Source organism: Saccharothrix deserti (assembly GCF_009769385.1).
Taxonomy (GTDB): domain Bacteria; phylum Actinomycetota; class Actinomycetes; order Mycobacteriales; family Pseudonocardiaceae; genus Actinosynnema; species Actinosynnema deserti.
Window position 1 is genome coordinate 50,330 of record NZ_VKAB01000041.1, and the last position, 19,723, is coordinate 70,052.

The following is a 19,723-nucleotide window of genomic DNA, read 5'->3' on the forward strand; positions in this document are numbered from 1 at the left end:
CATTGATCCCCGCGTTCCTGTCTTGGACGGCATCCACGGTCCGCTGCGAAGCTCCTCCTCGCTCCCCGCAACGGCCGATCGGTACGGCCGTCAACCGACGAACGGAAGGCGACGACGATGATCAGCTCTGCCCGGCGCGCCACCCTGGCGGCTGCGGCCGTGCTCACGCTCGTTCCGCTCGGTGCCTGCCAATCAGACGGCGAATCAGGCGAGGTCACCACCGCGTCTCCCGCGAGCAAGAGCACCACTCAGACCCCGCCGTCGGCGGTGGCCGGCGAGTTCGGTCGGCTCGAAGCCGAGTTCGACGCGCGCCTCGGGGTCTACGCCCTCGACACCGGGTCGGGCCGGACGATCGAGCACCGGGCCGACGAGCGGTTCGCCTACGCCTCGACGATCAAGGCGCTGGCCGCCGGGGCGCTGCTGGCGAGAACCTCACCGGCGGAACTCGACCGCAGGGTCACCTACACCAGCGCCGACCTCGTGCCGCCGTCACCGGTGGCGGAACAGCACGTGAACGAGGGGATGACGCTCCGCGAGGTGCTTGACGCGGCGGTGCGGTACGGCGACAACACGGCCGCCAACCTGATGTTCACACAGCTCGGCGGTCCGCAGGAGCTCGAGAAGTACCTGCGTGGCATCGGCGAGCGGGACACCGAGGTCGACCGGGTCGAACCCGAGCTCAACGAGGCCACCCCTGGCGACGAACGAGACACCAGCACCCCACGGGCTCTCGCCACGGTCCTGGAGAAGTACGTCCTCGCCGACGTGCTCCCCGCCGACGACCGCGCCCTGCTGACCGACATGCTGCGGAACAACACGACCGGGGACGAGCTCATCCGGGACGGTGTGCCGGACGGCTGGGTGGTCGGCGACAAGACCGGCGCCGCCTCGTACGGCACACGCAACGACATCGCCGTGCTGTGGCCGCCTGACGGCGACCCCATCGTGCTCGCGGTCCTCTCCAGCCGGGACGAGAAGGACGCCACCTACGACAACGCCCTGATCGCCCAGGCCGCGAAGGCCGTGGTCACGGCCCTGTCACAACGATGACCACCCGGACCACTTCTTCGACGAGAGGACTCGCCGTGACGGAATCACGACTCGGCCGCCGCCGGTTCCTGGGTGCCGCCGCCGGCGCCGCCGCCCTGGCCGCCGCCCCCGCGACACCATCCGCCGCAGCCACCGCAGCCACCGCAGCCACCGCAGCCACCGCGCCACGTCGCCAGGGCCGGACCAACGACCCGACCGCCACGTTCCGCTGGCTGGGCACCGCCGGCTGGCGCATCGACATCGGCGGGAAGACGCTGCTGGTGGATCCGTACCTGAGCCGCTTCAAGACCGGGCTGTTCGACCCACCGTTCAACCCCGGCACCGAACTGACCGTCAACAGCTCACGCATCGCCAACCACCCGGGCGCCCCGCAGACGATCCTGGTGACCCACACCCACTGGGACCACTTCAACGACGTTCCGCACATCGCCGCCCAGTCCGGCGCGCGGGTGTTCGGCACGCTCACCGCGTACCACCTCGGGCTCGCCTACGGCCTGCCCACCGCCCAGCTCAGCCCGGTCAAGGGTGGCGAGGTGCTGGACTTCGGCGACTACACCGTCGAAGCAGTGGCGTCGTTGCACAGCCGGAATGCCTCGTACTCGATGGCCTTTCCCGGGGTCCGCCTCGATGTCCCCGCCCGCCCGGCGACCATCGGGGACATGCCGGAAGGCGACACGCTCGCCTATCAGGTGGCCGTGCGGGGTGGGCCGTCGGTGTTCTTCATGGGTGCCAGCGACTTCGTGGAACGCAACCTCGCCGGCTTGGCCCCCGACGTCGCGATGATCGCGGTGCCGTCCACCGACGTCACCCATGCGTACGTGCCGCGCTTGCTGGCCGCGCTGGACTGGCCGGCCACGGTCGTGCCGGTGCACTGGGACAACTTCGAGGTCGAACTGCGCAACCCGCCGACGGTCGCACCCAAGGACCAGGAGCGGCTCGACCTCTTCCTGGCCGCCGTGCGCAAGGCCGCACCCCGCACCCGGATCCTGCTGCCCGAGTACCTCACTCCGTACACGTTCGGGTAGCGCCACCACCAGCGCACGGCCGGACTGTCCCCGCGGCGAGCGCGGGCCTGAACACCATCGAATGGGGAACAACATGACACCATCGCAACCGGCCGTCACTCGCCGCGCTTTTCTAGGGGTGGCAGCACTTTTGCCGTTGGCCGGATGTGCCAACGGCGGGACAACAGCAACCCCGCGGTCACCCGGACCAGCCGATGCGCCGGACTCGGCGTCGGCAACGCCCCCTTCCTCCCCTTCCGCTACCGCCGCGAATGATCACCTCGTCGAGTTGGAGCGGAAGTTCGACGCACGCCCGGGGGTGTACGCCCTCGCCACAGGCACCGGTACCACCATCGCCCACCGGGCGGATGAACGATTCGCGTTCTGTTCGACGTTCAAGACACTGGCGGCAGCAGCGGTCTTGCACCGCAACCCGCTGTCACATTTGGACACCACCATCAGGTACACCGCAGACGACCTCATGAAGAGCTCCGCCATCACCGGCCGGCATGTGGCCACGGGGATGACGATCCGCCAGTTGTGTGACGCCGCGATCCGCTACAGCGACGGCACAGCCGGCAACCTCCTGCTCCGCGACCTCGGCGGGCCGGCCCAGTTGACGGCGTATGCACGGCACCTGGGCGACACGGTCACCCGGATGGACCGGATGGAGCCGATGATCACGGAAGCCACCCCGGGAGATCCCCGCGACACGACTTCTCCCCGGGCAATGGGCGTCGACCACCACAAAATCGTGCTGGGGGACGCCCTGCCACCCGACAAGCGCGCCTTTCTCCGCGACCTGCTGGAACGCAACGCCACCAGCGCGGGCGCCCAACGCATTCGGGCCGGCGTACCGCAGGGGTGGACCGTGGCCGACAAGACCGGAACCGGCGACTACGGCACGCTCAACGACATCGCCATCGTGTGGCCTCCGGGTTCCGCGCCACTCGTCATCTCGATCATGTCCAGCAAAGCCACCAAAGACGCCGACTACAATCAGGCTCTCATCGCCGAGGCCGCCGGATATGTAGTGGCCACGCTCACCTGACGGCTTCCGCATGATGACGATCTGCACGACACTCCGCCGAGTGCTGGTCGCAGGTTGAGCCCGCCGGCGGCGTTTGGCAGGCTCGTGCCCCGTGATCGATGATTTCGCGAAACAGTACCTGCACAGCGATCTGCGAGAGATTCGCGAGGCGATGCTCTGGAAGCTCGACGGGCTCGTCGAGTACGACGTCCGCCGCCCCCTGACCTCGACGGGAACCAACCTTCTCGGTCTGGTCAAGCACCTGTCGATTTGGGAGTCCAGGTACTTCGGCGAGGTCTTCGACCGGCCGTTCCCCGAACCCCTGCCCCGGTGGGACGACCCCGGGGAGCGCGGTGCCGACATGTGGGCAACCGAGCACGAGACGCGCGAGGAGATCATCGACCGCTACCGTCGCGCGTGGGAGCACTCGGACGCGACGATCACCGCCCTCGCCATCGATTCCCCCGGCCACGTGCCCTGGTGGCCACACCCCAACGTGAAGCTGTTCAACATCCTGGTCCACATGCTCACCGAGACCAGTCGGCACGCCGGACACGCCGACATCCTGCGCGAACAACTCGACGGCTCGACAGGGGCAGCAGCCGAGCACACGAACCCGCAGCGCGACGCGGCCTCCTGGGAAGCCCACCGCGCGAAGATCGAGCGGACCGCCAAAGCAGCCGCAGCCGTCACCAAGCCCGACCACGCCGGTTCCACCAACGCACCCGACTGAACCGGCGAACACCATGCCTTAGTACGGCTTCGACGTGGTGGTCGTGGGGTACGTCGACTTCGTCGTCGTGGGGTACGTCGACTTCGTGGTCGTCGTCGACTTCGTCGTCGTCGGGTACGTCGACTTCGTGGTCGTCGTCGGCGGCTTCGTCGTCGTGGTGTCGTCCTTCTTCTTCAGGCAGACGAACCAGTGGCTGATCTCGGCCGGCTTGCCGCTGCTGACCAACGGCGCGTGCAGGTCGAGCCACGGCAGCGAACCGAGGTTGGTGGCCGCGTAGACGTTGTAGGCGGGGCCGCCCTTCACCACGACGCCGGTGATCACATAGCCCGACGGGTGCGCTTTGATGTCGATGTAGGTGCTGTCGGCGGTGTACGTGCCGGCCGGGAGCCTTGCCTCGGTGCCGGGCAGATTCACCTTGGAGCAGGCGTTACCCGCCTGGCCGATGTCGATGTTGCCCGCGACGGCGGTCGCACGCGAGTCACCGGACTGGGGTGGGGCAGGCGCAGCCTGCGCGCCCGCGACGAGCACACCGACGCTGATCGCTGTCAGTAGTGGGACTACTCCGAACAGGATACGAATTCTTGTACGCATTAGACGCCTCCGCGTCTGCATGGACTGATCAGCCGATCAGACTGATCCCTACGCCCTCTATCGCGTTACCCCGTTCGACTGATGCACGCCGGTACCAATCCGTTATACATCGTTTCGGCGGAGTGTCAGGATCGACCGGTGGAGACCACGTGCCGGCCGTCGTCCGGGACGTGAACCTCCTGATTGAAGCCGACAATCACACCAAATAGGACAAAGCCGTGTTCGACTCCGATCCCGCCGCCTACGAGCGCTACCGGACCGCCGTGCGCGGTCAAGTGCGCACGTGCCGGACGACGCCTGGCGGACCGGTCGGGCGAACGTCCTGCGGGCCCTGGCCGACCGTGACCCGCTGTACGTCACGAGACACGCTCGCGAGCGGTGGGAGACACGCGCCGCCAACCTCGCCGCCGAGCTCGACTCGCTCAGCTCGCCCGGTGGCCCGCCATGAGGCACGTCGAACGTCGGGAACGACCGGGCGATCTCGCTGCCGGTGACGTTGCCGACCCAGCCGTCGCCCTTCATCGGGCGGAATATTGCGCAGTTTTCGTCTACCCGGTGCTGCGAATGGCGGCACCGACGCGGTGCCGCAGTGTGATCTGATCCATAGCCGTCGCGCTTTCCGCGACCGGAGGAATGGACACCGACAAGGGGTTTTCCATGCCACTGCTCAGAAATTTCGTCACGGCCGCAGCCGGCGTTCTCACGGCCGGGATCATGGTCGTCATCGTAGTTCCGGGTTCCGCCGCCGCCACCAACGTCATCCGTAAACCGCAGTAGGGCGTCGGGCAGGCCGCCGCGCAAGGCTCGGAGTGGCACGCCGACGAATACCACGGCGAGCAGTTCGGCGACAGCGATCATTTCGAGCCGTGCACACGTTCCCACCACGGCTCGACCGCCGGTGCCGGATTCCGCACCACGGGAGAACGGCAGTCTCGAGCCGGAAACGCGCAGACCGGGAAGTGCACCGACGACAGCAAATTCGGGCCCGTCGCGGTACCGCAACCCACCCGACTACCAATGGTGACGCATCGAAAGAAATGGTTCTCGGGTGGCACCGCGGCGTCCCGACCGACTGGGAACACGTCGGCCCCACCGGCCCGACAAGTCCGTGCCGCCAGAGGCTGAGATCGGAAATGAGCGGTGGCACTCGACACCTGCCCACGTTCGTGATCGGTGATCACGCCCTCGGCAGGCCGCCGCCCACATCGCCGGCCATGCACCCGGTGCCGCCCTCGCCGTCCAGGCGCAGGACGAGTGGCCACTCATATCTCGCCCCTCTCCTTCACGGCCTGCCCTGGTTGCCATGACACCGGCGTACCCGCCGCCGATCACGACCACATCGGTGTTCCCAGCCATGGCCTCTCCTCCGTTTCCAGGGGTTCGGCCTCAAGACACCGCGTGACTGATCGCTGTGACAGCGCGTGAGCCAGATCACTCCACAGGCGTGGGCTCGGCACGCCGAGTGGCCCACTGGAGTCCTCGGCGGCCCGTGCTCGCCGTGCCACTAGAGGACTTCAGGGGCGAGCACTACCGGTCAGGGCTTGCGCCCGACGGCGGCGAGGCCGGTGAACCGCTCGGGGTGCTCGTCCACCTCATCCAGCGATTCGGGTCGCCACAGCGGCAGGTACACCACTCCGGGGTCGATCAGGTCGAACCCGTCGAACAGGGCGGCGACCTGCTCCTGGGAGCGCATCGTCATCGGCGTCGCGGTGCGCCGGTACAGCTCCTGGTGTTCCTCCGCTTTCTCCGGCTGCCCCGCCTCGGTGGCGTGCGAGACGACGAGGAAGCTCCCCGGCGCCACGGCGTCGCGGTAACCGGCGATGATCCCCGCCAGGTCTTCCGAGTCCGGCACGAAGTGCAGGACCGCGACCATCATGACCGCGATCGGCTGGTCGAAGTCCAGCAACGACGTCACCTCCGGCCTTGTCAGGACCAGGTCCGGGCGGCACAGGTCGGCCTTCACGACAGCGGTCTGCCGGTCGTCGCCCAGGATCGACCTGCTGTAGGTGACCGCGATCGGGTCACGGTCCACGTACACCACACGCGCGCCCGGGTCGGCGGCTCTGGCCACCTCGTGCACGTTGCCCGCGGTGGGGATACCGGAACCGAGGTCGAGGAACTGCCGGACACCGGCGGCGACGCAATGGCGGACGGCGCGGCGCAGGAACGCCCGGTTCGCCTGCATGATCAACGGGAGGTCCGGCCACATCCGGATGGCCTGCTGCGCCATCTCGCGGTCGACGGCGAAGTTGTGCGCACCACCGAGGTAGTAGTCGTAGACCCGCGCGGCACTCGGCCGGCTCAGGTCGATCTCGTCAGTTTCCATGCTGTCGTGATTGTTCATCCCGTTCTTGCTCCCTGCCGCCCGGTGTCGCTGCCGTCCGTCGGGCTACTGCTTAGCGCAACCGCTCCTCGACCTCGTAGCAGGCCCCCTCGAACGCTCTTCAGCACGTCCTCCCCCTTGACGTCGGACGCCGAGTCGGAGGGCGCGAACCGGGCACCGTCCCGCAGACGGCCGCGGGGCAGCCGCGCCGCGCAAGCGCTCAGCCCGCAGCCAGGTCGCGGCGGCGGTGAGCGCGCTGCTCCCCGAGGCTCGACAGATGATCACGACAAGTCCCGGTCGCCGGCTCCCGCGGTGGACTGCGGGGGCGCCACGGGTGTGACACCCCCGCAGGTTCAGCTCGCGGCGCTGTCGTCGGCCGGCCGGTCGATCAGGTGGTCGGTCAAGGCACCCGGCATGTCCGCACGACCGGGGCCGCCCGCGGCGACCCAGTCGAGGATGTGGTCCACCGCCTCGTCGTCGAGCACGCCGCCGAACCAGACGGGCCGCGCACCGACGCCCCGCGCCGGCCGGACCACGACGACGTTGGAGAAGTCGCAGGAGCTCAGGCAGTTCGCCACGGTGACCGCGTGCGGTCCGACGCCTTCCCGGAACCTGCGCAGTTGCGTCACGTGGTCGACGTCGGGGTGCTTTTCCGCCGTGCCGCAGCAGCAACCCCGACAGACGGTCAACTTGCTCGAATCGGACACCTGATCTCCATGCCGTCGCCGTTACGGCGGTGAACCTACTATGACGGGTAGGGCGTCAGCTCGTGCGGACGAGCGCGTAGCCCGCACCCTCGACCGCGTACGATGTCGCGGTCGGAGGGGGCGCGATGCACGGGCTCGGCGAGTTGGAAGCAGCGGTGATGGACGTGCTGTGGCGCGCGCCGGAGCCGATGAAGGTCCGTGACGTCCTGGAGGGACTCGACACGGGCAAGCAACTCGCCTACACCACTGTCCTGACGGTACTGGACAACCTGCACCGCAAGGGCTGGGTCCAGCGCGAGCTCGTAGGCAAGGCGTACCAGTACGAAGCGACGACGAGCCGGGCCGAGGCGGCGGCGAACGCGTTGCGCGAGTTGTTGAACTCGTCCGGTGATCCTGATGGGGTGCTGCTGCACTTCGCGCGATCCGCTTCGGAGCACGAGACCGAACTGCTCCGCAAGGCGCTGCCGAGGAGGTCGCGCAAGAAATGACCGTGGCCGCGGCGCTGCTGGTCACGGCGGGCCTGACGGGCCTGCTGGCGCCCCGTCAGCTGTTGCGCCTGGTCGCCCGCGGCGCCGATCCGCTCGTGCCGCTCCTGGCCTGGCTGGCGTCGACCGTGAGCGTCGTGACCACCGCCGCTCTGGCCATGACGTTGCTGCTCCTCCCCGACCACGGTTCGCACGTGCTGGCCGGCGCGCACGAGTGCTGGTCGTCGCTCGAACACGGCATGGCGCCCAGCGTCGAGGCCGTCGGTGGTGCTGTCGGTCTGGCCCTGGTGGTCGGCCTCCTGGTCCGACTCGCGGTCGTCAGCGTGAGGGGTGCACGGCGACGAGCGCGCCGGCGACGGGACCACCTCGCGGTGCTCCGGGTCACCGCGCGGCGTGAGCCCGGTTCACCTCCGACGCTGTGGCTCGACCACGACGAACCGCTGGCCTTCAGCCTGGCCGGCACGCCGGGCGTCGTCGTCGCCACCGAGGGCCTGCACCGAAGGCTCACCCGCGAGCAGGTGGAAGCGGTGCTCGCCCACGAACGCGCGCACCTCAACGGCAGGCACCACCTGCTCGTCGCCGCGAGTGACGCGTTGTCGACGGTGCTGCCGTTCCTCCCCTTGTTCCGGCGGGCGCCCGGAGTCGTGCGGGAACTGGTCGAACTCGCCGCCGACGCCGCCGCGGTCCGCACGTGCGGGGTCGAGACGGTCCGAGCCGCCCTGCTGGGCGTGTCGGGCAGCGGCACGCCCGGCTCGGCACTGGCGATGGGACGGGACTCGGTGCAGGTGCGGCTGGACCTCCTGGCCCGCCCGCGTCGTCGTCCGGACTCCGCCCGCAGCCTGCTGGCCTACGGGGCCGCGTGCACGACGGCGATGGTGGTGCCCTCGGTCACCGCGTTCGTCGGGCTGCTGGCCCTGATCGTGGTCGCCTGCCCCTGACGTCGACGTCGCAACGGTCGCGAGCGGACGGCACGCCCCTTAAGACCTACGATCGTGGATAGTGGGGGACGATGACCGGCGTCGTGACATTGCGCGGGAGACGCGGCGGGTCCGGTCGTACGCGGCGCTGTTCCTGTTCCTGGAGACCTGTACCTCGCCGCCGCACCGCACACCTTCGACACCGTCGAACTGGTCCGGCAGGACCCGTTGGCGGGCAAGGGCGCGGCGGCGGCGCTGGTGTTGGCGGCGTTGGGCCCCGGGCTGGCGATCAAGACGCCGACCATCCCGTTCCACACCTGGCTGCCGCCCGCGCACACGGTTGATGGGGTCGTTCCGGGTCCCGACGGGCCGTTTTCGGACCTCACCGCGCCGGAGGCGGTCTCCATCACGCCGACGTCGTGCTCGCGGTCGTCATCGGGCTGTTCCCGCGTTTCCTGCCGGCGGCGACCGTGAACGAGACCATGCCGGCGAAGTCGACCCGGGGCCTGCTCGGGTCGCGCGACTCCACCAGGACGATCCGGACGAGGACGATCGTGCCGAGGCTGATCACCAGGCCCAGCACGTAGATCCACCGCCAGCCGAGGTGCTGGGTGAGCAGGCCGCCCAACAGCGGGCCGATCGCCACGGCCGCACTGCTCACCGCACCCCAGACACCGAACGTGACCCCACGGTCACGCCCCTGGTAGGTGACACCCAGCAGGGCGACGATGGTCGCGAACATGGCCGCAGCACCCACACCCTGCACTGCCCGTGCGGCGATCATCACCCCGATGGTGGGCGCGACCGCGCAGATCAGAGCACCCGCGCCGTACACCAGGAGCCCGATCAGGTAGACGCGTCGCCTGCCCAGCAGGTCGGCCGGCGCCCCCATCCCGAGCAGGAGTGCCGCCGGCGCCAGGGCGTAGACGTTGATCACCCACTGGAGGTCGGCCAGTGACGCGTCGAGCCCGGCGGCCACGTCCGGCAGGGCCGCGGTGAGGATCGTGACGTCGACGAGCGGGACGAACGCCCCCAGGCACACTGCGACCAGCGGCCACCACTTGGCCATGTCAATCCTCCGAACTTGTACGGCAGTGTCAAGGATTGATATCCGAAACCGTACAGGCCCGTCAAGGATGAGGGACTCAGCGCCCGATCGTCGCCGGTGACATCAACGCGCCGAGAACGGTCGCTTCGAGCACGTCGGCGGCGTCACGCTGCTTCAGCCTGCCCGCGCCCACCTCGTCGGCGGCGACGTGGATCAGGCTGTAGAAGACGGTGACGAGCCACGGCTGGGGCAGGTCGGTGCGGAACGAGCCTTCGTCACGGCCTCGCGCGATGAGCCGTTCCACCCGTTGGAGGACGACCTTGTGGTAGCCGCGGACCTGACGTGGGCTGAGGACGGCGCTCGCGGCGGTCATCAGGTTCCGGTAGCCGGCCAGGATGTGCCAGGCCGATCGGATGAGCCGTGACAGCGCCTCCACGGCGGTGCCCTCGTCCAGCGCCTCGGCGTCGAGCACCACGGCCGCGTTGGACACCGCCCGGTCGAGCACCTGCCCGAGCAGGTCCTCCCGCGAGGGGAAGTGGGTGTAGAGGGTGACCCGGCTGACGCCCGCCGCCTGCGCGATGGACGTCATGCTCGCGTCGGGCTGTTCGCTGAAGCACTCCAGCGCCGCATCGAGGATCGCTTCGATGTTGCGCTCGGCATCCGCCCGCCGCCGTCCCTCACGACTCATGGTCACATCGTCCCACGACAGCCCGATCCGGAGCGGTCGTGGGCGACCGCTCCGGATCGTTTCGACACCACGAAGACCGAGGAGAAGGCCATGGCGGCACCGGCGATCATCGGGTTGAGCAGGCCGGCGGCGGCCAGGGGCAGGGCGGCGGCCTCGTTGTCCCCGGTCAACAGCCGCCGACCACCACCCCCTTGGGGTACCTAGGTCAAGCGAGTCCTTGCGTCCGTCACTCCCGGTTCCGGCACGGGTACTCGGTGCGGGCATCTACTACAACAACTAGGAGGTCGACATGACCACCGTGGAGAAGATGCTCGACACCTACCCCGCAGACCTCGGCGGAGTGGACAAAGACGTGCCGGCCAGGTGCATCGAGGCGTGCTTCGACTGCGCACAGGCGTGTACGGCCTGCGCGGACGCCTGCCGTCGCTGCGAAGAGGCCTGCCGGACCCTGCTCGCCACCCTCGGGTAGCCGGACAAACCTTACAGGAGTGTTTGACTTCTAGAACGGACGCGAGCTAGCTTTCCTTAACACTCTCGTTCGACTTCTGGAGCACGACGTGAACCACCCCCATGGAGAGCACCACGGACACGGTCACGCGCCGACCGCCCAGGCCCCTGGGCGGTGGCGCGTGCTCGTCCTGCTGTGCCTCGCGCAGTTCATGGTCATCCTCGACGTGACGATCGCGAACGTCGCACTGCCGAGTATCGGCGCGGACTTGGAGCTCAGCCGCGCCGCCCTGCCGTGGGTCATCTCCGCCTACACCCTGGTGTTCGGCGGGTTCCTGCTGCTGGGCGGCCGGTTGGCGGACATCGTCGGCAGGCGCACGACGTTCGTCATCGGCCTTGCCGTCTTCACGGTCGCCTCACTGGTCTGCGGGCTCGCGGCGAACGGGACGATGCTCGTCATTTCCCGCTTGGCGCAGGGCGCGGGTGCGGCACTGCTGTCGCCCGCCGCGTTGTCGATCATCACGACCACGTTCCACGGCGCGGACCGGAACAAGGCGCTCGGCGCGTGGGCTGCCATCGGCGGCACCGGCTCGGCCGTCGGCGTGCTGGTCGGCGGTGCGCTCACCAGCGGTCCCGGCTGGGAGTGGGCCTTCTTCATCAACGTGCCGGTCGGCATCGGCGTGCTGGTCGCCACGTTCGCGATGGTCGAGCAGGTGGCCGGCCAACGGGTCGAGGGCAAGTCCGACTGGATGGGCGCGGTGCTCATGACCGCCATGACCGGCCTGCTGATCTTCGGCCTGATCAGCGCCGGCGGTGTGGGCTGGGGTTCCGCGATGACCTTGATCCCGCTCGCCGCGGGCATCGTCCTGGTCGGCCTCTTCGTCGTGGTCGAGCGCCGTGCCGCGAACCCGTTGGTGCCGATCCCGGTGCTGACCCGGCGTTCGGTGGTCGCGGGCAACGTGGCGATGCTGTCCGGCGCGGGTCTGCTGATCGCGAGCTTCTTCCTGGCCTCGCTCTACTTGCAGAACGTCGCCGAGTACAGCGCGCTGCAAACCGGTCTCACGTTCCTGCCCGTGGCGCTGGGCATGATCGTCGCGGTGCAGCTGTGCTCCCACCTGCTCGCGAAGGTGGGCTGGCGTCCCGTCGCGGCCATCGGCATGGTGCTCGCCGCAGGCGGGTTCGTGTGGCTGGCGCAGCTGTCCGGCGGCGAGAACGCGTTGGGCGAGGTGCTGCCCGGGTTCATGATCTCCGCGGCGGGCCTGGTGTGGATGTTCATCGTCGCCACGACCAGCGCCATGAACGACGTCGACCACCGCGAAGCCGGCCTGATGTCCGGCCTGGTCAACACCAACCACGAACTGGGGGCGTCGCTCGGCATCGCGTTCGTGGCGGCGATCGCCGGAGCCGGCGTGGACGCGGGCGACCACGCGGCCACCTCGGTGAGCGGCTTCCAGAACGCCTTCCTGGCCTGTGCGATCGTGGCACTGGTGGTGGCGATCGTGTCCCCGCTGCTGCTGCCCGCCGGGAAGCCGAGTTCAGACGGCCCGGTGTTCGCCCACTGACCCGCCGACGATGACGACGGAACCACCGCGCTCGGAGTCGACTCGGCGGCCTCGTCCGCGCCGGGCCGACGCCGAGCGGAACATCGCGTTGGCCGTGCTCGTGGACGCCTGGCTGATCCGGGGTGTACTCGCCCCGGCGTTCATGAAACTCGCGGGTCGGGCGAACTGGTGGGCGTCCAACCCCCTGGCGGCCCTGCACGACCGCCTGGGACTGCGTGAGTGATCCCGGCGCGGATGATCCCGGCACGGATGATCACCGCATCGAGGGCACCGGCTCTTGGTAGAGCTCGTCGACCAGTTCGAAGAGCCGGGGGACGGTGTACGCCCCGAGTGACGCGTTGCGCGCCTGGGCGTCCGCGCCGTCCGGGTGGTAGACCCGCTCGCCGAGCGCACGGGAGACCCGCTGGACCCATCCCGTGCGCTCGGCGCGCAGGTCGTTGAACCGCTGGAAGACGAGCGGGAAGTCGACGGTTCCCGGCTCCAACAGGTCACGGAGGCTCACCGCGTCCTCCAGGGCCATGCACGCGCCTTGCGCGGCGTACTGGAGCATCGGGTGGGCGGCGTCGCCGAGCAGCACGACCTGCCGGTCGGTCCAGCGGCGCACCGGGTCGCGGTCGCACAGGACCCAGGTGCGCCAGTCCCGGCCCAGCTCGATGAACGCCCGCGTGGTCTTCGCCATGACGGCGAAGGTGTCGAGCACGAGGTCGCGGTCGACCGGGCGGCCGGTGACGACCTCGGTCGCGGCGTTGTCCACGGTGGCGGCGAGGTTGAGGAACTTCCGGCCCGCGATCGGGTAGTGCACGACGTGCCGTTTCGGCGCGGCCCAGAGGGTGACGGAGTTCCACCGCATCTCCTCGGGCACGGACTCGATCGGGATGACCGACCGGTAGATCGTGTGCCCGGACACGCGGGGCTCCCCGTCCGCCAGGAGTTGAGCCCGCACGGTGGACCGGATGCCGTCGGCGCCGATCAGCGCTGCACCCCGGACGGTCTCGCCGGACGCGAGTTCGACCAGGACGTCGTCGCCGTCGACCTGGTACCGCACCACGGCGGAGTCGGTGCGCAGGTCGATCGCGTCGTACGCCCGGCAGGCGTCCAGCAGCGCCGTGTACAGGTCCACGCGGTGCACGACGGCGTACGGGTAGCCGTAGCGCTCGGGGAACTCGCCGGTGAGCGGTAAGTGGGTGATGCGCTCACCGGTGACACCGTCCATCAGCTTGAGCTCGTCGACGAACACCGCGCCCTTCCGCACGCCGTCCAGCACGCCGAGCCGGTCCAGGGCGCGGAACGCGTTGGGCCCCAGCTGGATTCCCGCACCCAGCTCGGTGAACTCCGGGTTGCGTTCGAGCACGACGGCGTGGTGACCCGCCTGGGCCACCCCGAGGGCGGCCGCGACGCCGCCGATCCCTCCGCCTGCGATCAGCACTGTCGCCATCGGGATGTCGCATTCCTTTCGTGTCGACGCCCGTGGTCGGGCGTCGTGGTCGGGTGTCGTGGTCGGGTGTCGTGGTCAGCGCGCCACGGGGGCGCCCGCGAGGACCGCGGTGAGCACGTCGCCGAGGATCGTGGGCCCGTGCTCGGTCAGCACCGACTCGGCGTGGAACTGCACCGAGGCGAACCGCGGACCGCGCAGGGCGTGCACTTCACCGGTGTCCGGATCACGACTGACCGCCACCGGGCCCGGCACGCCGGGGCATTCGACGGTGTCTGCGGCCGACCGGGCGGCGAAGGTGTTGCAGAACCCCGCCGTCACAGGGCTCCCGAACAGTCCGCTGAGCACCTGGTGCCCGAGGCACACGGAGAGGAACGGCCTGCGCTCGTCGAGCAGGCGCCCGGTGACGTGCCGCATGACGGCGATCTTGGCAGAGTCGTCGTCACGCGGGTCTCCGGGGCCGGGGCCGACCAGCACCACGTCGTAGCCGTCGAGGTCCAACGGCTCGTCGAACCTCCGGACGGTGATCTCCGGCCCCGGTGAGCGCAACTGGAGGGCCGGCATCGCGGTGAACGTGTCCTCGGCGTCGATCACCAGGACCGAGACCGTCCTGCGAGCCCTTCCCGTACGGGAGGTGAACCCGGTCGGGTGAACGGTCACAGGGGGCCACACGCGGGGTCACACGAAGCGGGCGAGTTCGAATCCGCAGGTGGCAGCCGTTTCGCGTGGCCGCCGACGATCGACGCGGTCAGGTCCGGGTCGTCCTGCACGACGAGGTGGCCGCTGCCCGGCACCAGGGCGTGCTCGGCGTGCGGGAGCAGCAGCGGGGCGACCTCGTCACGCGCCACGAGTCCTCCTCAAGTCGAACACTAGTGTAAGGAAACGTTAGAGCCGCCAGCCACCTACTAGCCAACTTAGTTGTACTTACTATGAGTGATAGTGGACGAACCGGGCCGACTTCCGTAACCTGTCCGAGACCCAGTCGGTTCACCCATTCAGGTGGCCCGTCCCCGAAGCTCGAAGGAGGCTTGCGCGATCGTGGCGTCCCCACCCGCTCAGCGCACCGTCCGGGCCGCGCTGGCGGCCACCGCCGCCGCAGTGCTCACAGCCGGTCTCACCATCCCCCAGGCAGCAGCCGACCCCGCAGTACCGGCCAACGCCTCCGAGGCGTTGAAGAAGTACACCGAGCTGGCCGGGCAAGCCGAAAAGCTCAACGAGGAGCACCTGCGGGCGCAGGACGACCTCAAAGCCAAGCAGGGCGAGCTGGACAAGGCCAACGGCGACCTCGCGGGCGCGCGCCAGGCCGAGGAGCAGCTGCGCGGCCAGGTCGACCTGCTCACCGAGGCCAGCTTCGAGGGCGCCCGGTTCAACCAGCTCTCCGCACTGCTGGTCAGCGACTCGCAGCAGGACTACCTGAACCGGATGTCCGCGCTCGGCGTCCTGGCGGGCGAGAACGCCGACGCGCTGGCGAGCCTGACCAAAGCGGTCACCGACGCCGACGACGCGCAGCGACGGGCCACGGACGCCACCAACGCCGCCACCAAGCTCGTGGACGACATCGCGCAGCGGAAGACCGACCTCGACAAGCAGGTCGCCGACGCCCGCGCCCAGTACGACAAGCTGAGTGCCGCCGACAAGGCCACGCTCGCCGACGCCGGTGACACCTCCCGCATCGCCGTCCCCGCGGGCACTGCCGGCAAGGCACTGGAGTACGCCCTGGCCCAGCGCGGCGACGACTACGTCTTCGGTGCCAACGGCCCCGACGAGTGGGACTGCTCCAGCCTCATGCAACAGTCCTACCGCGCCGCCGGCGTCTCGATCCCCCGCACCACCTACGGCCAGGCCGGCATCGGCCGCACCGTATCCCGCGGCGAGGTCAAACCGGGCGACCTGATCATCTACTACGCCGACCAGCACCACGTCGCCATGGCCGTCGACGGCGTGCGCGCGGTGCACGCGTCCACCGAGGGCGTGCCGGTGAAGATCGCCGACATCGACTCGATCGGACCCATCAACGTCATCCGGCGCATCGAAGGTTGATCTCGCGTCAGCGGCAGGCGACTTCGAGTCTGATGTCGTCGTCCAATGCGGCCAACGATCTGCAGCCTGCAGCCAAGGTTACCCCATACCGGTATGGTGTATGTGGGTTTGTCGGACCGGGAGCGGGCCGGAGCCGCTCTTGGACATTGGAGTTCCCAAAAGATACTCAAGGTTCGTTGAAGACCAGTATCTCGTGGATACCTTCCGTGCCGACAGCGCATACGGCAGTTTCAGGAGACAAGCGTGATCAGATTGGTCGGCACCAATGACCATCGGGCCGTTCGCAACCTGAACAACATCGTCGAACTTCACGAAGTGACGATCAATCAAAAGCGGCCCGAGGATGACCGCAGTGTGGCTTCACTCGAACTTTCTCAATCTTTTCAACGACGATCCGGACGACACGGGCGGCAGGTTCCATCCGGGAGCTGGTGCTGCTGTCGCATCACGAGCGTTGCCGAAGTAGGCCTGCTCGGCGGGCTTCGCCGACCTGCACCGGGCTGGGTCGAGGGCGACGTCGTGAATGATCGTTGGCTGGACGTTGGTGCGGCGTTGGCGGGAGTGCCTTGACTCCTCGATGCGACTCCCGACGGTTCGCGCCATGTCCGGCCGCCATGTCCGGCGCAGTTCAACCACCGTGCTCCGAGGAAGGTCCGGCTCATGGGATCGGCTACCGCTGAACAGCCCAGGCTCAAGAAGATGATGCTGGCCAGGCCTGAGTTCGCCCAGCGCATAGAGACGATCGGCCGCGAGGCCGAAGCCGAGCCCGAGTCCGTCGCGGGCCTGCCGTCGGGCTCGGGCGGTGCGGCACCCGCGGTCGATCCGTTCCAGCGCCTACAGGGCGTCGCCGGTTGGGTGATCGACTACGTGGCGTTCCTGCGGCAGCCGATCGACCAGCTACAGGGGGACCCGCAGAACGTCCAGGCCACCGCCGACGCGATCAAGTCGGCGGCGGAGCGGATGCGGACGCTGGCCGAGACCCACCGCACGACGTTGGCGCAGCCCGGGGGGTGGAGCGGCGACTCGCACGAGGCGTTCAAGACCAGCATGGACACCCTCGGCCAGGAGTTGGACTCGTTGGCCAACGCGGTGGACAAGAAGGGGACGGTCGTCGCCACGACCGGCGCGATGGTGCAGGCGCTGCGCGACATGGTCGTCGACCTGGTCACGCGGTTCTCGGACTCGCTGGTGCCGGGCGCGATCACGGCGTATGTCATGGCTCCGTTCACGTTCGGCGCGTCCATCGCCGCGTTCCTCGGCTCAGTGGTGTCCAGCGCGGTGGAGTTGGGCACCACCGTCGCGGCAAAGATGGACAGTCTGGCCGCCGCGCTGAGTCGCCAGGCGGACCGCTTGAAGAAGCTCGACGAGATCTCCGACGAGGTCACCAAGGGCTGGGAGCGGTTCGACGGCGTCGCGGACGGGACGGCCGTGGCGAGCAAGCCGATGGCGCGCACCGAATTGGCCCCCGCGCGGACCGCAACGCAGCCCGCCCGACGCCTCGTGGCCATGGAAGCCGAAGAAGTCACCACCGCACAGCAGGCCAGCGCCCCGCTCGAAACCGCGCAAGCCCGCATGATGACGGCAAGGGAACCACTCCAGCACGCAAGCCAAGCGTTCCAAGCCACCGCCCCGCTCGCGCCCGCGGAGTCGACCTACATGAGGGCGGAGGAGGCCGTCCAGGCCCGCAAGCCGCTCGCCCACACCGAGGCCACTTACGTGAGGGCGACGGAACAGTCGGTCCAGGCACGCCACGTCACAGAACCCGCCTACATGACGGCGACCGAACAACAGGTCCAGGCACGCCAAGTGGTGGCGGCCGAGCCGGCGTTGGAGGCCCGCAGGTTGTCGGATGCCGATTAGGCGCTGACGGCGGCCGAGCACCGGCCGGCCCCCTCTCGGCCGACTCCCTTCCCTGCACCCCGCGGAGGCATTCCCATGGTCACCACCGATCTGTCGCCCACTTCGACCAGTCCACAGACGCCCGGCGGCGCCGGCTCGGGGTTCATGATGGAGCGGTCCGCCATGGACACGCTCCAGCAGCATGCGAGCGGCCTGCGCACCGGCTACGAGGACGTGGTGTCGCAGCTGTCGGGGCAGACCCTCGTGGGCAACGCGCTGGGCACCGTGGGCGTGTCCTTCGTGGACGCGTTCAACAGTTCCGCCGGCAGGTCGATCGAGCAGGCGAACCGCGCCGCCGCGACGATGGGTCAGGTCGGTGACGGACTGAAGGCCACCGCGTCGACCCACTTCGACACAGACCGCGCCAACGGCGACGAGTTCGCGAAGCTCCAGCCCGCCGAGATCTCCGAGAAGCCGCCGGGCGCGCCGTCGCAGGAGAGGCCCCAGCCCACCACCGGCCCAGCACCGGAGACCACCCCGGTCGAGCAGATCAACGGCGGCACTGAGACCGTCCCGCAGACCGCCACCACTCCCCCGCCCACTGGACCGCTCCCTGGTACCAGCGGCCCGGCTCCTGATGCCACCACGACGGCGTCCGCTCCGACGATGCCCAACACCCCGGCCATGTCCGCCGGCATGCCGACTCCCACCACCCCGACGATGCCCAACGCCCCCGCCATGTCCGCCGGCATGCCGACACCCACCACGTCGGCCGGGGTGCCGACACCCACCGCCGCGACGATGCCCGCGCTGCCGAACATCCCGGATCCGGTAGCACGCATACCGGCGTTCGATGCGGGCGGAGGCGGTGTCGGCGGGGCGGACCCGACCGCCACCAAAACCGCATCCGCGGCGCAGACACCGAACGCTCCCACGGCCCCGACCCCGGCCATGCCCCCGACCCCCGCGATGCCGCCGATCCCACCGATCCCCTCGTTCCCGGACACCCCCGGTACGACCGGCGGCACGGGCGTACCGGGTGGAGCGAACACCCCGGACGCCCTCGGGAAGACGTCCGCACCGGGTCAGCTCGGAACGCCGGGCGTGAGCACCCCGACCGACGAAGCCAAGCCGTCGCAGTCGCCACACGACACGCCCGGCCACGACGCCCGCAAGCCGGCGGACGAGGGCAACTCCGACCGACGCCACGAGCATGACGTCCGCGACCGTGAGTACGACGACGACCCGACGAAGCCCGACGGACTCCACGACCCGATCGGCAAGCCCGAAAAGGACCAGCACGGATTCCCGGTCACCTCAGTGGACGGAAAGCCCCACATCGACCTGCGCGACATCCCGCAGGAGCAGGGTGAGCGCTGGTTGGACAACATCCGCGACATCATCGACACCAAGGCCGACGGTTCGTTCTACTGGGCGGGCGACACCATCGACACCCAGGGGCAACGCCATTCGCTGATGGACCTGGCCGAATTCATGGCGAACCTGGACGACCGCGACAACCCGAGGCCGGGGTCCGAGGCCGCTGAGGAGCCGTCGGCCACCGTGGCCGCGAGTCCCGCGCGCAGCGCCAACGGCGACGTCTACGTCCTGGTCGGCCCCAATCGCGAGCCGGACGACGCGGTCGACATGACCGATTTCCCGACGCTCCAAACCAACCCCAGGGTCGAGCGGGTGTTCGCCATCGACGTCGTGACCGGCAAGGAGCACCAGATCCACCCACCGACGTCGCGGTGACGAGTCGTCCGATGTCGTCACCGCAACGAGGACGCGAACGGTACCGCACAGGCCTACGCCAAGCCGACCTTG

24 protein-coding genes are annotated in these 19,723 nt (G+C 69.2%); 15 read left to right on the forward strand and 9 right to left on the reverse strand.

From position 1 onward, the window contains the following. Positions 1-117 precede the first annotated feature (117 nt). The 4 genes from bla (FM051_RS40975) to FM051_RS40990 all read left to right on the forward strand — a co-directional run bounded on the left by bla (FM051_RS40975) (position 118) and on the right by FM051_RS40990 (position 3,817). Positions 118-1,050 carry a class A beta-lactamase gene (gene bla, locus FM051_RS40975; RefSeq protein WP_158852500.1) on the forward strand — a complete coding sequence of 311 codons (933 nt, stop codon included), beginning with the start codon at positions 118-120 and terminating at the stop codon, positions 1,048-1,050. A gap of 35 nt (positions 1,051-1,085) precedes the next feature. Beyond that, the gene (locus FM051_RS40980) at positions 1,086-2,075 is read left to right on the forward strand and encodes an MBL fold metallo-hydrolase (RefSeq protein WP_202919282.1); all 990 of its coding nucleotides are present in this window, start codon (positions 1,086-1,088) and stop codon (positions 2,073-2,075) included. 73 nt (positions 2,076-2,148) lie between these two features. Further along, a complete protein-coding gene (gene bla / locus FM051_RS40985; protein WP_158852530.1) occupies positions 2,149-3,105 on the forward strand; it encodes a class A beta-lactamase in 957 nt (318 codons plus the stop codon). 91 nt (positions 3,106-3,196) lie between these two features. Beyond that, positions 3,197-3,817 (forward strand): DinB family protein, encoded by a 621-nt coding sequence (locus tag FM051_RS40990; protein WP_158852502.1) that lies wholly within the window; start codon positions 3,197-3,199, stop codon positions 3,815-3,817. Between the two features lie 18 nt (positions 3,818-3,835). On the opposite strand, the gene FM051_RS40995 is transcribed toward FM051_RS40990, so the two are convergent. Next, positions 3,836-4,345, reverse strand: a complete 510-nt coding sequence (locus FM051_RS40995) for a hypothetical protein (RefSeq protein WP_158852503.1) — start codon at positions 4,343-4,345, stop codon at positions 3,836-3,838. A gap of 346 nt (positions 4,346-4,691) precedes the next feature. On the opposite strand from FM051_RS40995, the gene FM051_RS41000 reads away from it, so the two are divergent. Both FM051_RS41000 and FM051_RS41005 read left to right on the forward strand, forming a co-directional pair. Next, entirely contained in the window at positions 4,692-4,856 is a 165-nt protein-coding gene (locus FM051_RS41000; protein WP_202919283.1) for a hypothetical protein, read from the forward strand. A gap of 185 nt (positions 4,857-5,041) precedes the next feature. After that, complete coding sequence (locus FM051_RS41005) at positions 5,042-5,185, forward strand: hypothetical protein (RefSeq protein ID WP_158852504.1); 144 nt, start codon at positions 5,042-5,044, stop codon at positions 5,183-5,185. Between the two features lie 757 nt (positions 5,186-5,942). Here FM051_RS41005 and FM051_RS41010 read toward each other — a convergent pair. Beyond that, positions 5,943-6,734: an SAM-dependent methyltransferase gene (locus FM051_RS41010; RefSeq protein ID WP_238413007.1), complete on the reverse strand. Its 792-nt coding sequence runs from the start codon at positions 6,732-6,734 to the stop codon at positions 5,943-5,945. A gap of 350 nt (positions 6,735-7,084) precedes the next feature. Continuing rightward, a complete protein-coding gene (locus FM051_RS41015; RefSeq protein ID WP_202919284.1) occupies positions 7,085-7,438 on the reverse strand; it encodes a hypothetical protein in 354 nt (117 codons plus the stop codon). A gap of 125 nt (positions 7,439-7,563) precedes the next feature. Between FM051_RS41015 and FM051_RS41020 the strand changes: the two genes are divergently transcribed. Further along, complete coding sequence (locus FM051_RS41020; protein ID WP_158852506.1) at positions 7,564-7,926, forward strand: BlaI/MecI/CopY family transcriptional regulator; 363 nt, start codon at positions 7,564-7,566, stop codon at positions 7,924-7,926. Next, entirely contained in the window at positions 7,923-8,861 is a 939-nt protein-coding gene (locus FM051_RS41025) for a M56 family metallopeptidase (RefSeq protein ID WP_158852507.1), read from the forward strand. The genes FM051_RS41020 and FM051_RS41025 overlap by 4 nt, the downstream gene beginning before the upstream one ends. Positions 8,862-9,246: 385 nt before the next feature. On the opposite strand, the gene FM051_RS41035 is transcribed toward FM051_RS41025, so the two are convergent. From FM051_RS41035 to FM051_RS41045, 3 genes are all read right to left on the reverse strand, one after another. Next, positions 9,247-9,909, reverse strand: coding sequence for an MFS transporter (locus FM051_RS41035; RefSeq protein WP_158852508.1), 663 nt, complete (start codon positions 9,907-9,909; stop codon positions 9,247-9,249). A gap of 76 nt (positions 9,910-9,985) precedes the next feature. After that, the gene (locus FM051_RS41040; RefSeq protein WP_158852509.1) at positions 9,986-10,576 is read right to left on the reverse strand and encodes a TetR/AcrR family transcriptional regulator; all 591 of its coding nucleotides are present in this window, start codon (positions 10,574-10,576) and stop codon (positions 9,986-9,988) included. Positions 10,577-10,578: 2 nt separating this feature from the next. Continuing rightward, a complete protein-coding gene (locus FM051_RS41045; protein ID WP_158852510.1) occupies positions 10,579-10,746 on the reverse strand; it encodes a hypothetical protein in 168 nt (55 codons plus the stop codon). A 119-nt stretch (positions 10,747-10,865) separates the two neighbouring features. On the opposite strand from FM051_RS41045, the gene FM051_RS41050 reads away from it, so the two are divergent. The 3 genes from FM051_RS41050 to FM051_RS41060 all read left to right on the forward strand — a co-directional run bounded on the left by FM051_RS41050 (position 10,866) and on the right by FM051_RS41060 (position 12,808). Continuing rightward, positions 10,866-11,045 (forward strand): hypothetical protein, encoded by a 180-nt coding sequence (locus tag FM051_RS41050; RefSeq protein WP_158852511.1) that lies wholly within the window; start codon positions 10,866-10,868, stop codon positions 11,043-11,045. Between the two features lie 160 nt (positions 11,046-11,205). Next, positions 11,206-12,585 carry an MFS transporter gene (locus FM051_RS41055; RefSeq protein WP_202919285.1) on the forward strand — a complete coding sequence of 460 codons (1,380 nt, stop codon included), beginning with the start codon at positions 11,206-11,208 and terminating at the stop codon, positions 12,583-12,585. Positions 12,586-12,595: 10 nt separating this feature from the next. Continuing rightward, positions 12,596-12,808 (forward strand): hypothetical protein, encoded by a 213-nt coding sequence (locus FM051_RS41060; protein WP_158852512.1) that lies wholly within the window; start codon positions 12,596-12,598, stop codon positions 12,806-12,808. 30 nt (positions 12,809-12,838) lie between these two features. Here the strand turns inward: FM051_RS41060 and FM051_RS41065 are convergent, their stop codons facing one another. The 3 genes from FM051_RS41065 to FM051_RS41075 form a co-directional block, all read right to left on the reverse strand. After that, positions 12,839-14,020, reverse strand: coding sequence for an FAD-dependent monooxygenase (locus tag FM051_RS41065; RefSeq protein WP_158852513.1), 1,182 nt, complete (start codon positions 14,018-14,020; stop codon positions 12,839-12,841). 75 nt (positions 14,021-14,095) lie between these two features. After that, positions 14,096-14,611: an aminodeoxychorismate/anthranilate synthase component II gene (locus FM051_RS41070; RefSeq protein ID WP_274383866.1), complete on the reverse strand. Its 516-nt coding sequence runs from the start codon at positions 14,609-14,611 to the stop codon at positions 14,096-14,098. A 62-nt stretch (positions 14,612-14,673) separates the two neighbouring features. Further along, on the reverse strand, positions 14,674-14,865 hold the full coding sequence (locus tag FM051_RS41075; RefSeq protein ID WP_158852514.1) for a hypothetical protein: 192 nt from the start codon (positions 14,863-14,865) through the stop codon (positions 14,674-14,676). Positions 14,866-15,055: 190 nt separating this feature from the next. Between FM051_RS41075 and FM051_RS41080 the strand changes: the two genes are divergently transcribed. From FM051_RS41080 to FM051_RS41095, 4 genes are all read left to right on the forward strand, one after another. Beyond that, positions 15,056-16,057, forward strand: coding sequence for a C40 family peptidase (locus FM051_RS41080; protein WP_158852515.1), 1,002 nt, complete (start codon positions 15,056-15,058; stop codon positions 16,055-16,057). Between the two features lie 243 nt (positions 16,058-16,300). Then, complete coding sequence (locus tag FM051_RS41085) at positions 16,301-16,627, forward strand: hypothetical protein (RefSeq protein ID WP_158852516.1); 327 nt, start codon at positions 16,301-16,303, stop codon at positions 16,625-16,627. A 90-nt stretch (positions 16,628-16,717) separates the two neighbouring features. Beyond that, positions 16,718-17,917: a WXG100 family type VII secretion target gene (locus tag FM051_RS41090; protein WP_158852517.1), complete on the forward strand. Its 1,200-nt coding sequence runs from the start codon at positions 16,718-16,720 to the stop codon at positions 17,915-17,917. 75 nt (positions 17,918-17,992) lie between these two features. Then, on the forward strand, positions 17,993-19,651 hold the full coding sequence (locus tag FM051_RS41095) for a hypothetical protein (protein ID WP_158852518.1): 1,659 nt from the start codon (positions 17,993-17,995) through the stop codon (positions 19,649-19,651). The last annotated feature ends 72 nt before the right edge of the window (positions 19,652-19,723 follow it).